The organism is Rhizobium sp. BK377 (assembly GCF_014193935.1).
Classification (GTDB): domain Bacteria; phylum Pseudomonadota; class Alphaproteobacteria; order Rhizobiales; family Rhizobiaceae; genus Rhizobium.
This window is the reverse complement of record NZ_JACIAC010000001.1, coordinates 1,408,725-1,421,624: the sequence shown is the minus strand read 5'-3', so window position 1 is coordinate 1,421,624 and position 12,900 is coordinate 1,408,725. Positions and strand designations below refer to the sequence as shown.

The 12,900-nt window shown below is 61.6% G+C and carries 11 protein-coding genes; 3 read left to right on the top strand and 8 right to left on the bottom strand.

The window, feature by feature from the left end:
* Positions 1–9: 9 nt before the first annotated feature.
* The 8 genes from FHT92_RS07020 to ubiE all read right to left on the bottom strand — a co-directional run bounded on the left by FHT92_RS07020 (position 10) and on the right by ubiE (position 9,835).
* Complete coding sequence (locus tag FHT92_RS07020; RefSeq protein WP_183823420.1) at positions 10–1,671, bottom strand: urocanate hydratase; 1,662 nt, start codon at positions 1,669–1,671, stop codon at positions 10–12.
* A gap of 47 nt (positions 1,672–1,718) precedes the next feature.
* Positions 1,719–2,048 (bottom strand): TfoX/Sxy family protein, encoded by a 330-nt coding sequence (locus tag FHT92_RS07015; RefSeq protein ID WP_183823418.1) that lies wholly within the window; start codon positions 2,046–2,048, stop codon positions 1,719–1,721.
* Between the two features lie 3 nt (positions 2,049–2,051).
* Positions 2,052–3,149: a DUF917 domain-containing protein gene (locus FHT92_RS07010; protein WP_183823416.1), complete on the bottom strand. Its 1,098-nt coding sequence runs from the start codon at positions 3,147–3,149 to the stop codon at positions 2,052–2,054.
* Complete coding sequence (locus FHT92_RS07005) at positions 3,130–4,410, bottom strand: Zn-dependent hydrolase (protein WP_183823414.1); 1,281 nt, start codon at positions 4,408–4,410, stop codon at positions 3,130–3,132. Before FHT92_RS07005 ends, FHT92_RS07010 begins: the two co-directional genes overlap by 20 nt.
* Positions 4,407–5,774, bottom strand: a complete 1,368-nt coding sequence (locus FHT92_RS07000) for a dihydroorotase family protein (protein ID WP_183823412.1) — start codon at positions 5,772–5,774, stop codon at positions 4,407–4,409. The genes FHT92_RS07005 and FHT92_RS07000 overlap by 4 nt, the downstream gene beginning before the upstream one ends.
* A gap of 28 nt (positions 5,775–5,802) precedes the next feature.
* Positions 5,803–7,386 (bottom strand): aromatic amino acid lyase, encoded by a 1,584-nt coding sequence (locus tag FHT92_RS06995; RefSeq protein WP_183823410.1) that lies wholly within the window; start codon positions 7,384–7,386, stop codon positions 5,803–5,805.
* Positions 7,387–7,478: 92 nt separating this feature from the next.
* Positions 7,479–9,053, bottom strand: a complete 1,575-nt coding sequence (ubiB, locus tag FHT92_RS06990; protein WP_183746079.1) for a 2-polyprenylphenol 6-hydroxylase — start codon at positions 9,051–9,053, stop codon at positions 7,479–7,481.
* 5 nt (positions 9,054–9,058) lie between these two features.
* Positions 9,059–9,835, bottom strand: coding sequence for a bifunctional demethylmenaquinone methyltransferase/2-methoxy-6-polyprenyl-1,4-benzoquinol methylase UbiE (gene ubiE, locus FHT92_RS06985; RefSeq protein ID WP_183746082.1), 777 nt, complete (start codon positions 9,833–9,835; stop codon positions 9,059–9,061).
* Between the two features lie 153 nt (positions 9,836–9,988).
* Between ubiE and mutM the strand changes: the two genes are divergently transcribed.
* The 3 genes from mutM to rpsT all read left to right on the top strand — a co-directional run bounded on the left by mutM (position 9,989) and on the right by rpsT (position 12,135).
* Complete coding sequence (mutM, locus tag FHT92_RS06980) at positions 9,989–10,879, top strand: bifunctional DNA-formamidopyrimidine glycosylase/DNA-(apurinic or apyrimidinic site) lyase (protein ID WP_183823408.1); 891 nt, start codon at positions 9,989–9,991, stop codon at positions 10,877–10,879.
* 9 nt (positions 10,880–10,888) lie between these two features.
* A complete protein-coding gene (locus FHT92_RS06975; RefSeq protein WP_183823406.1) occupies positions 10,889–11,662 on the top strand; it encodes an enoyl-CoA hydratase in 774 nt (257 codons plus the stop codon).
* A gap of 194 nt (positions 11,663–11,856) precedes the next feature.
* Complete coding sequence (gene rpsT, locus FHT92_RS06970; RefSeq protein WP_007814867.1) at positions 11,857–12,135, top strand: 30S ribosomal protein S20; 279 nt, start codon at positions 11,857–11,859, stop codon at positions 12,133–12,135.
* Positions 12,136–12,900 lie beyond the last annotated feature (765 nt).

Below are 12,900 nucleotides of genomic sequence, written 5' to 3'. Positions count from 1 at the left end.
CAATGGCTTTCAGCCAAGCCGGATATAGGGCACGTCCTTCTTCGCCACCTCGTCGAGCGCCTCGTCATAACCGGCATCGGCATAACGCATGACGCCGAGTGCCGTATCGTTGGTGAGCGCATGATCGAGGCGTTCGTCGGCGGCTTCGGAGCCATCGGCCACGACGGTGACGCCGCAGCTCGTCATATAACCGGCATAGCCGCCGCCGCCGGAGTGGACGACGACAAGGTCGGCCATCGACGAGCAGAGCATCATTGCGTCGAGGAGCGGCCAGTCAGCAATGGCGTCTGAGCCGTCCTTCATACGCTCGGTCATGATGTTCGGATGCGCCATTGCGCCGGCATCGAGATGGTCGCGCGAGAAGGCGACCGGCCCCTTGAGCTCGCCACTGGCGACCAGTTCGTTGACGCGGCGCGCGAGCGCCGTGCGCTCGCCATAGCCGAGCCAGGCAATACGCGCCGGCAGCCCCTCGAAGGGAATATGTTCTCGCGCCAGGCGGATCCAGTTGGTGATGATCTTGTTGTCGGGAAACATCTCCAGGAGCAGGTCGTCGATGCGGGCGATATCGCTCTCCTCACCGGAAAGGGCCATCCAACGGAACGGGCCGATGGCGCGGGCAAAGAGGGGGCGGAGATAGGCTTCGGTAAAGATCGGGATGTCGAAAGCATTGGCAACGCCACCCTCGCGGGCCTGCGTGCGGATGAGATTGCCATTGTCGAAGACTTCCGCACCCCGCTTCTGGAATTCCAGCATTGCGGTGACGTGCTCGACGATTGAGGCGCGGCTCGCAGCCATCAGCTGGCCCTGGCCATCGTCGCGCAGTCCCTTCACCTGATCGATGCTCATGCCCTTCGGTACATAGCCATAGACAAGGTCATGCGCCGAGGTCTGGTCGGTGACGACATCGGGCACGATGCCGCGCCGGGCAATTTCCGGATAGATCTCAGCGGCGTTGCCAACGAGCCCGACGGAAAGCGCCCGCTTATCCTTGACCGCGGCATCGATCATCGCGAGCGCGCTGTCGAGATCGGGCGCGATCTCCTGCAGATAACCGATCTGCTGGCGCTTGCGGGCGCGTTCCGGATCGATGTCGACGCAGAGGATGGCAGCGCCGGCCATGCGGCCCGCCAGGGGCTGCGCCCCACCCATGCCGCCAAGCCCTGCCGTCAGCACGAAGCGCCCATGGAGATCGCCGCCGAATCGGCGTTCGGCGATGCGCATGAAAATCTCGTAGGTGCCCTGAATGACCCCCTGGCTGCCGATATATTGCCAGGCGCCGGCCGTCAGCCCACCCCAGCAGATCAGCCCCTTGCGCTGCAGCTCGTAAAAGACCTCGGCCTTCGCCCACTGGCCGACGATGTTGCAATTTGCCATGATGACGAGCGGCGCCTTGGCATGCGTCTTCACCAGCCCGATCGGCTTGCCGGACTGAATGAGCAGCGTCTGGTCCTCCTCCATCTCGATCAGCGCCTTGACGATGCCCCGATGCGCCGCCCAGTTGCGCGCCGCCTTTCCGAGAGCGGCATAGACTACCAGGTTGTCGGGGTCTTCGCCGACCGAGAGCACATTTTCCAGAAGCCGCAGCAGCGCTTCCTGCCGCCAGCCCTTGGCGCGCAGCTCCGGTCCGCCGGGGATCGGAAATTTCGGATGGCGTGGATTGGCCTTCGGCATCTTGGGTTCCTCGTCGTTTCGTCAGCGGCGCCTTGACGGGCACTGGTTCATTTGGCAGGCATCGGTTCCACATAGGCAAGCGCCGCGTCGATGAGACGTCGCCGCATGGCATCGTCGCCATAGACATCGGCATTGGCCCGCACCCAGCCATGCATGATCCGCTCGCCTGACAGCATCTGAATCACGCCAGGCAGAGCCAGTGCCCAGCCATCATTACCCTTGCCGAGACGCAGCAACATGCCATCCTGGCGCGCGCAGCAGAGCAGGTTGCCGTTGAGCATGAAGGCCCAGCCGCCGAACATGGATTTTTCGGTCAGCCCCGGCCGATCGCCGAGTTCCTCGCGCATCAGTTCTTCCAGGCCGAGATCGCGTGCCATGGCTCAAGCCCTCGTCTCCAGTGCATAGCGTGCTATCTCGATACCCATCGCCTTTTCGACAGGCGGATAGACGGTCGGATCGAGCACGCTGGCCGACAGCGGAATGATGTCCTTCGGCACGTGCAGGATAAAGACATGCATGCCGCCCTTGAGCTGCCCCACGGAGAGCGGTTCGCCCTCCTCGGAGAGCGTGGTTATGACGGCCGGGAAGGTTGCGACGCGCCTGCCGTCGGCATCGTCGACAGCCATATATTCGTTCATCACATGCAGCGTCACGGCCTTGTCGCCGGCGCCGACCGTGATCGTGCCGATGTCGAAGGCTTCCTTGGTGTAGACGACATCCTTCCTGGTGATCGTACCCTCGGCGAGGATATGGCCGCCTGTCGTCTTGCAGATCGCATCGATTATCGCCGAACCGCCGCGCTTTTCCGCTTCGATGATCGCCTCGCCGAGCTTCAGCGCCATGGAGATGCCGCCGAGTGCGGCATTCCTGCGAACATATGAGGCGCGCAGCGGATTGCGGCAGCTGGCGATGAAGCCGCCGGACTGGTCCGCCGCCGCCCGCAGCACCGGCGAAATCTTCGCCGTCGCGCCTTTGACGACGAGTTCGATGTAACGGTTTTCCGAACGATTGCCGCCGACTGCCGTCTGGATCATCTGTTCCGGCGAACCCGCCATGCCGATCGATCCCATATCGCCTGTCGGATGGGCGCGGATGTCGCCGACCGCATCAATGACCTTGGTGCCGAGGATCGCCGAAGGCAGCCAGCCGTTCAGCGTCGAGGACTTGCCGTTCTGGCCGATGATGAGGCCTGACAGCTTTTCGCCGAGCGCCTCCTGGAGAAGCTGCACGGCCTTCACATAGTCTATGCCTTGCATTTCCCAGGGCGTGGTGGACGCCGGTGCGCCGATCGCCGCCGCTGTGGCGATCCACTCGTCGTCGCCGAGTTCCTCGATGGAGACGAGTTCCGGCTTGCCGACATTGACGGCAGCATAACCGAGCATGCGGCCGTGATCGGCCCAGCCGCCGCCGCCGGCCGCATAGACGGAACCGCCCTTGACGGCGGCCTCCACGTCCTTCTCAACCAGTATGCGTCCCATTATCCTTCTCCGTCGTAAGTGTCCTGTCCATCTCGCGCACCGCCTCGAAAAGCACGGCGGCGCCGAGCGCTATATCGTCATTTTCAGCCCATTCATCCGGCGAATGGCTGCGGCCTTCCCTGCAAGGTACGAAGATCATCGCAGCTGGCGCAACGCGGGCGATCCAGGCGGTGTCGTGGCCCGCACCCGAGGCCATGAAGCGGTGTTTGGCACCGACGGTCTCGCAGGCCCGTTCCAAAATCGAGAGCAGGCCCCCATCGCTCGGTGTGGGGAAATTGTCGGAGATGCGGTTGGGCGGTGCGATCGTCACACCAAAGGCCAAAGCGAGTTTTTCCGTATGGCCGTCCAGCCAGCGGCAGAAGGCCTCCATGTCCGCGCGGATTTCGGCGCGCCCGTCGATCAGCAATACAACACGCGACGGCACGACATTGGCGGCATTCGGCTCGATGCGAAACTCGCCGACGGTCGCTGCAAAATGGCCGGGCGTCTTGGCAAGCTCGCTTGCGGCATTGCGGATGTCGAGCACGATCTGCGCAGCGGCAACCAGCGCATCGGCACGCGAATCCATCGGCGTCGTGCCGGCGTGATCGGCGCGACCCTCGACGGTGATTTCAATGCGGGTGATGCCCGAGATCGCGGTGACGATACCGATATCCTTGCGCTCGTTTTCGAGAACAGGACCCTGCTCGATATGCAGTTCGAGGAAACCGGCAATATCCGGCTTGTTCTCATGGGTCAGGACGCCTGGCGATCCCCCGACCTCGGCTATCGCCTCTCCAAGCTCCCGGCCATCGACGCTGCGAGACAGCCATGCCTGTGGCAATTGCCCGGTCATCCCGCGGCTGCCGATGCAGGAAACGCCGAAGATGCTGACTTCCTCGGCCAGAAAATCGACAATCTCCAGATCATGGTCGAGATGGATCTCCTGTTCACGCAGCGCCCGCGCAACTTCGAGCGCCGCAGCAATGCCGGCAATGCCGTCGAAGCGCCCACCATCGGGCACAGTGTCGGAATGGGAGCCGAGCATGATAATGCCGGAGCCAGGCTTTGCGCCTTCGCGCCGGCCGATGAGATTGCCTGATGCGTCGATGCGGGTATCGAGGCCGATCGCCCGCATGCGCCCCTCAAGATAGGCGCGGCCTTCGAGGAAAAGCGGTGAAAATGCCCGTCGCGTCCACGGATGCCCCGGCTCGGTGATGGCGGAAAGAGCTTCGATATCGGCGGAAATCCGGCCGGGATTGACGGGCAGGTTGCGGCTCATGCCAGCACCTGTCGTGGAAGCGGGCGCACGAAACGACCGGAGCCGGGTTTCGCCAGAACCTTCGATCCTTCGGTGATCTTTTCACCGCGCAGCCAGGCTGCCGAAACCGTCCACGGCAGGCGGATACCGTTATAAGGGCTCCAGCCGACGACATTGTTGCCGCTGGACGAGGCGTCGTAGACGGCTTCCTTCGGCTCCAGCACGACGATATCGGCATCCTTGCCAGGTGTGAGCGCGCCCTTGATATGGTCGAGACGAAAATGTTTAGCCGGATTTTCGGCCATCAGCTTTGCCGCCCAGCTCAGGGGAATGCCTCGCTCCAAGGCGCCCTTGACGAAGAGCGGTACCATAACCTCGAGTCCAGGGACGCCAGACGCATTCGCAAGCATGTCGGGATTGGTCTTGCGATTTTCCGACCAGCTCACGTGATCGGTGGAAACCAGCCAGACATTGCCCTCGGCGACCTTGCGCCAGAGCGTCTCGACTTCGACGCGCGGTCGCACCGGCGGATTGATCTTCGCCTTGCCGCCAAGCCGCTTCACGTCGTTTTCTTCATCGAGCGTCAGGTAATGAATGCAACATTCCACCGTCGCTTCGAACGCGTCGCGGCGATAGGCCCGCGCGATGTCGTAACCGCGTCCGAGCGAGCAATGCACGACATGGGACGGGCAGCCGGTATTGGCGCCGGTCTCGAAGATCGTGTGCATGGCAAGCAGCTCGGTGATCGGCGGGCGCGACAGGCCATGGGCGCGCCAGTCGGTAATGCCGCTTGCCTTCACCTGCTCCATATAGGTGCGGACCGCCTCGTCATCCTCGTTGTGCACACCGGCCGTCAGCCCAGTTGGGGCGATGGCCGCAAAGCAGGCTTCGAGAAGGGCGGGAGGAATGCGCGGAAAACGTTTGGGATCGGTGCCGAAGGTAGAAAACTTGAAGGCGGCAACGCCTGCTGCCACCATCTCGGCGATGCGGGCAGCGCCTTCCGCGGGATCGACCGTGCCGTAGAGGGCAAAATCGACGCGCGCCTGCGGACCAGCATGATCGAGCTTCTTCTTCACCGCTTCAGCTGAGCAGACGAGATTGCCTTCGTCATAAGGCATGTCGACGATGGTGGTGACGCCGCCGGCAGCGGCCGAGCGCGTCGACCAGATGAAATCCTCCTGGTCCTTCTGGGAAAGCGAGTGGACCTGCGCATCGATAGCGCCCGGCAGGATCAGTGCCTTGCCGAGCAGGTGCCGTTCTTTGGCCGTCGGCGGCACGCCGATACCGACTTCAGCGATCTTTCCGTCGTAAACGGCGACATAGCCGCCCTCGACAATACGCTCCGGCAGCACCAATGTGCCCTGCAGAACGAGATCGAAATCCATGCCGCGTCTCCCTCGGTGGGTTCGAAATTCAGATGGTGACGGTTTCCTGCGTCAGTCGCTCCTCGATGCGCTCGAGCGACCCGAGCGCGAAGAAATCGTCAAAGGAGGCGATCGGCACCTGCTCGATCAGCTTGGAGAGGAACGCGTCCGAGCCGAGTTCCTCTTCGATCGCCTCGACCTCGGCCGAAAGCGGCCGATCGACCGTATAGAAGTCCGCATGTTTACGCACGATCTCATAGAGCATGCCGGCAACGCCCTTCGGTGTGTCGCCGATAATATCGATCGCCTGTGCCGAAAGCAGGGCTTCCAATGCGGCGAGACGCTTCAGCGCCCGCATCTGCCGGTCGAAACGTTCGATGACCAGCGGCAGAAAGGCTGCCTCGTCCTCGAGACCGGCCGCAACGACGAGCGATTGCGCCGAAACCGGGTTCGACATGGAGAGTACGCGCGAGAAGATTTCGCCTGCAAGCTTGATGATCGGTCCGAAGCCGGTCGCGATGCGGCCGGGAGGCACAAGATTGACCGGCAGGCCGCGCCGCTGTCCGTTGCCGAGCAGGACACAACGGTTGAAGGCGTTTCGCGCCGCATGTGCCATGCAGAGTGCCGCCGATTCCAGCAGAATGGTCACGTCGAGCGGCAGGGAGCCTCCCGATGTCATCACCCGTCCCTCGACGACGACGGGATTGTCGTCGGAACGACCCGTCGCGGCGAGGATCTTGTGGCCCGTCGAAAGCAGGTTTTCGATAACGGCACCGAATACCTGGGCGATCATGCGCAGGCTGAGCGCATCCTGCACATGCGTTGCGACCGGCCATTCCCATTCGTCCGAGGCATTGCACAGCCAGGCGCCGATCAGCGCTTCCCGTGCCGTGCCGACATGACGCACGGCCCGCCAGGGATCGCGCGAAGCGCCAAGCGCGCCAGACGCCATCATGCCTGTGGCAAGCAGAATGCGGATGGAGGCCGCGGCATTGCGCGTCGTCTCGGCGGCAGCGGCAAAACTGACGGCATTGACACTGAGCGAGGCGAGGCTGTCGCGTGGCGCCATCTTCACTGGCTCCATGCCGGCGGCCTGGAAGGCTTCGGCCGCCTGCATACGGTTGCCGCGATAGATCGCCTCGCCGACGCCCGTCAGCACCGCGCCGATCTGGCCCATCAGTCCGATATCGGCGCAGCCAATCGAGCCAGTGCGGCGCACGACTGGAATGATGTCCGCCTTCAGCATCCGCATATACGCGTCGATGAGGTCAGGGGTGCAGCCGACCTGGCCCGTCAGCGCCGTGTTGACGCGCATCGCCATCGCATTGCGCACGACATTGCAGGAAAAAGGTGTGCCGGTTCCGAAGTGGTGGGCGCGCACGAGACCGAGGTTGAAAGCGTCAAGATCTTCCGGTGACCATTCGACATCCTTCATGGCGCCGACGCCTGTCGTCGCCCCGTAGACCGGCATACCGGATTCGATGGCATCCTCGACAATCGTGCGCGCGATCTTCACGCGCTGCATGCCGATATCAGAGGCTGAAAGCGCAACCTTGCCGGACCCGATCCGCACCATCTCGGCAAAGCTGAATGGCTGGCCGCTCAGTTCTATTCCCGGCCGTTCGTGCTTCATGTGCTCATCTCCATAGAGGCGAGACTAAGCGAGCCTCATGCCTGACGGGATATCCCAAATGCCGAACACATCATGCTTTTGTTGGCGTCCCATCAACTCAGTATCCAGGCAATATAGAGAAGCGTGAGCGCAATGATCCAGAGTGCCACTTTCGCAGAGCGGTTATGGCGTGCTTCCGCCTTGCCTATGGCCTCGGCGGTCTGTTCGTCGAAGCGCAACCCGTGCTCGCTCATATGCAGAAGCTGATGGTGGAATTTTTCGGTCTGAGCGGCAATTTCGGGCGCGGCTTCGGCAAGCTTCACGGCGGCCTTCAGCCCGTCTTTGAGATCGGTGACGATGCGCTTCGGACCGAGATTGTTCTTGATCCAGTCGCCGACAACGGGCTCGGAGGCCTTCCACATATTGAAACGCGGATTGAGCATACGCGAGACGCCTTCGACGACGACCATCGTCTTCTGCAGCATCACGAGCTCGGGCCGCGTCTGCATGTCGAAAAGCTCAGTCACCTCGAAAAGCAGCGTCAGGAGTTTGCCCATGGAGATGGTTTCGGCCGGCTGGCCATGGATCGGCTCGCCGATCGCGCGGATCGCCTGGGCAAAGCTCTCGACATTGTGGTGGCCAGGTACATAACCTGCCTCGAAATGCACTTCCGCCACCCGGACATAGTCGCGGGTAATGAAGCCGTAGAGGATCTCGGCAAGGAAGCGGCGCTCCTTCTTCCCGAGACGCCCGACAATGCCCATGTCGACGGCAACGATCATGCCGTCGGAATCGACGAAGAGGTTGCCCGGATGCATGTCGGCATGGAAGAAGCCGTCGCGCAGCGTATGGCGCAGGAATGACTGGATCAGCGTGTCCGCAAGCTGGTTGAGATCGTGGCCGGCAGCCCGCAGCCCTTCGACATCGGACATTTTAACGCCGTCGATCCACTCCATGGTAATGACGTCGCGGCCGGTGCGTTCCCAGTCCACCTTCGGCACGCGGAAGCCCGGATCCTTTTCGGTATTCTCGGCAATCTCTGAAAGGGCGGCCGCCTCAAGGCGCAGGTCCATCTCCACCTTTGTGGTCTGTTCCAGCGTCTTTGTCACCTCCACCGGCCGCAGGCGTCGGCTGGCCGGCATCAAGCGTTCCTGCATATGGGCGACGAGATACATCGCCTCGATATCATGGGCAAACCGCGCCCGGACACCGGGCCGCACGACCTTCACGGCAACCTTCTTGGGTCCTGTCGGCGTATCGACCTCCGCCGGATGCACCTGCGCAATGGAAGCCGCTGCAATCGGATCGCCGAAGCTCGCGTAGAGGTCGGCCATCGATCGTCCGAGCGAGCCTTCGATATTCGCCTTGGCCGCTGCCGCCGGGAAGAAGGCCATCCGGTCCTGAAGCTGCGACAGGTCGTCGGCGAACTCGACGCCGACGACATCAGGACGCGTCGCGAGGAATTGACCAATCTTTACATAGGACGGCCCGAGCCGCTCGACGGCTTTCGCCAATCGGTCGCTGCGCTTCTGATATTTGCTGCGACTGCGGGCGAACATGCCGACGAAGGATTTCGCCAGGCTGACGGATGGCGGTAGGCCCTCCGAAGGCAGCGCCGAAATAACGCCCTCGCGCACCAGAATCCAGCCGACCCTTGCGAGCCTGAAATATGCCCCGAAAGCGCTCATGCGGATCAGAGCTTCCAGCCGGAATGCAGCGCTGCGATGCCGCCGGTATAATTCGTGTATGTCACGCGCGAGAAGCCGGCTGTCCGGATCATTGCCGCGAAATTCTCCTGGTTCGGGAATTTGCGGATCGATTCCACCAGATATTGGTAAGGCTCGGCATCACCGGTGATCGCCTTGCCGAATTTTGGAATGGCGTTGAACGACCAGGCATCATAGACCTTATCGAGAACCGGTAGCTCCACTTCCGAAAATTCGAGCACCAGCAGACGGCCGCCCCGCTTCAGCACGCGATAGGCCTCCGAGAGAGCGACCTCGATCCGCGGCACGTTGCGGATGCCGAAGGCGATCGTATAGGCATCGAAACTGTTCGCCTCGAAAGGAAGGTCCTCGGCATTAGCTTCCACGAAGGTGATATTGTCGGAAAGCTTCTTCTTTTCCGCCCGCTCGGCGCCGACACCGAGCATCGAGCCGTTGATGTCGAGCACGGTCGCATGCGCCTGGCGGTTCGATGCTTCGACGATCCGAAAGGCGATATCACCCGTGCCGCCGGCAACGTCGAGCACCTTGTAGCCGGGCTCCTTGCGCGGGTTCAGAGCGGCAATCATGGCGTCTTTCCAGACGCGGTGCATGCCCATGGACATGACGTCGTTCATGATGTCATAGCGCTTGGCGACCTTGTGGAAGACCTCGTTGACGAGGCCCTGCTTCTCACCGGTCGGCACCTCGCGGAAGCCGTAGGATGTTTCCATGCCGCCATCGGCGGAGGTCCGGCTGTCTGGCATCAAGCTACTCCGTTCACATCAAGAATTCGGCGCGGCGACCATAGCGAAAGTGTGGCGGCAGCGCTATCTGTGGGCCACGGTCCGCCCGCGGCACGTTGGCGCTATAGCGCACATCGCTGGCGGTTGAAACACGTTAGATATAGATGGGTTAAGATGCCGGAATTGCCAGAAGTCGAAACAGTCAAGCGCGGCCTGACGCCGGCAATGGAAGGCGCGCATATCGAAAGACTGGAATTGCGCCGGGGCGACCTGCGCTTTCCTTTCCCGGACGATTTCGAGAGCCAGGTGTCCGGCCGCACGATCATCGGCCTCGGACGGCGGGCCAAGTATCTGCTGATCGATCTCGACAGCGGAAGGACGATCATCTCCCATCTCGGCATGTCCGGCTCCTTTCGGATCGAACAGGGGCCGGTGACGGCCACGCCTGGCGATTTCCACCACGAGCGCTCCAAGGATGAGAAGCACGATCACGCTATCTTCCATCTGCAAGGGGAGGGCGGCCCGCGCCGCGTCATCTATAATGACCCGCGCCGCTTCGGCTTCATGGACATCGCCGACCGCTCCGAGCTCGATGCCAATCCCTTTCTGTTCGGCCTAGGGCCGGAACCGACCGGCAACGAACTGTCGGCCGACTATCTGGCTGAGCGTTTCCACGGCAAGGCACAGCCGCTGAAAAGCGCGTTGCTCGATCAGAAGAACATCGCCGGGCTCGGCAATATATATGTCTGCGAGGCGCTCTGGCGGGCGCATCTGTTGCCGACGCGCGCAGCCGGCACGCTGGTGACCAAGGCAGGTAAGCCGAAAGAGGCGCTGAACCTGCTGGTCAGCTCTATTCGCGATGTCATCGCCGATGCGATCGCTGCGGGCGGATCGTCGCTGCGTGACCATATCCAGACGGACGGCTCGCTCGGCTACTTCCAGCATTCCTTTTCCGTCTATGATCGCGAAGGTCTTGCTTGCCGCACACCGGGCTGTGGCGGTACGGTCTCGCGCATCGTGCAGGCCGGCCGTTCCACCTTCTATTGTGTCGCCTGCCAGAAATAGGAGAGCGCCATGGCCTATGAAACACTTGTTGTCGAAACCCGCGGCAATGTCGGCCTCATCACATTGAACCGGCCGCAGGCGCTGAATGCGCTGAATTCGACCGTGCTCAAGGAATTGAAGCAGGCCTATGCGGCCTTTCATGCCGATGAGGCTATCGGCGCGATCGTGCTGACCGGCTCCGAGCGGGCCTTTGCCGCCGGCGCCGATATCAAGGAAATGCAGCCGCTCGAATTCGCCGAAGTCTATAAGAGCGATTTCATCAGCGGCTGGGACGAGATCGCCAAAGCCCGCAAGCCGATCATCGCCGCCGTCAGCGGTTTTGCGCTCGGTGGCGGCTGTGAGCTTGCCATGCTTTGCGACTTTATCATTGCCTCTGAAACCGCAAAGTTCGGACAGCCGGAGATCACCCTCGGTGTCATTCCCGGCATCGGTGGTTCGCAGCGCCTGACGCGGGCGGTCGGCAAGGCCAAGGCGATGGACCTCATCCTGACCGGCCGGATGATGGATGCGGCGGAAGCCGAGCGCGCGGGACTCGTTTCACGTGTGGTGGCGCCCGAGAGGCTGCTGGATGAGGCGCTGGAGGCAGCAACCAAGGTCGCATCGCTGTCGCATCCTTCAGTCCTGATGGCGAAGGAGGCAGTCAGCCGCGCCTTTGAGACGACGCTGGAGGAGGGCCTACGTTTCGAACGCCGCCTCTTCCAGAGCCTCTTTGCGACCGAGGACCAGAAAGAGGGCATGGCCGCCTTCATCGAAAAGCGCAAACCGGCCTTCAAGAACAGGTGAGCGGATGCTGCCGGGAAAGGCGCGTTTCCTTGAAAATGCGCGTTGACGCGGGTGAGCTTTAGCGTTATATGCCCGCCCACGGTTCGGAAAGCCGCGCAGGTTTTCCGCTAATGCTCCCGTATTGCTGAATTGAGTGGCCGCAGGGCCAGCGCGGCAATGGCGGAGTTTTGTTCGAATTCTTGAGAGAGGCATCCATGGCCAATACAACTTCGGCGAAAAAGGCGACCCGCAAGATCGCACGCCGCACCGCAGTCAACAAGGCTCGCCGTTCGCGCGTTCGCACCTACGTTCGCCAGGTCGAAGAGGCACTCGCCGCTGGTGATGCCGCCAAGGCAAAAGAAGCCTTCATCGCCGCTGAGCCCGAGTTGGCGCGCGCCGCGAGCAAGGGCGTTCTGCACGCCAATACTGCATCCCGCAAGGTTTCGCGCCTCGCTGCTCGTGTGAAGGCTCTTTCGGCTTCCGCGAACGCCTAAATATCTCATTAACGAATTGCTCGTTATGATTAGCCCGGTAATTTTACCGGGCTTTTTCGATTCAACCACGTGGCTCGGGTATGGTTAATCCGGAGACGATTTCGTGTCAGAGGCATGACAGGAAAAATTGTTTTGAAACAATGGCTTACGCAAGGATCTTTTTAAGGCTTGCGACTCTGGTCACCCAGCCGGTGGCCCCAAATGAGTCAAGCAGATTTTTTCTTTTTTCTTTTTATGCGTGTCCAAAATACCCCACTTGGGGAATCTCCTTGATTCAAAAGCGATTCTTTTTTGACGGTGGTGTGACGCCCTAAAAGGGCCGCCGGAGTCAATGGCCGCCTGTAAATTTTGCGTAAAATTCATCGTTGATCTTGCCTTTTGATCCTGCCTAAATGGCGTCCAGCAAAGGGCGCGGACATCACCTGCAGAAGTCAGTCCAAACTGCCACGTCGGCAGGATAATGGTACTGTGTCACTTGCGACGGAGCGGACAGCTTCCGTTTTCTCACGCACTCGACGGCATTGTACCGTGACGTGGCTGTCACGGGGCGGGGACGTTTTGTGCGCTCCTCGGCCGCACGTATTGCGCGAGGCCGGGAGAAGGGCAGGGGAAAGTGTAACATTGCGTTCGGGCTTGCGGGCGAAAAACGAGGATCGGCCGCCAGCCTGACATAGAGCGTTTAACGGTTGTCGCATGACCGCGACCGCCGCAGGGGCTCTGTGTCAGTCTCGAAAGAGACAGTGTTTGAGTGAACCGGCATGCCGG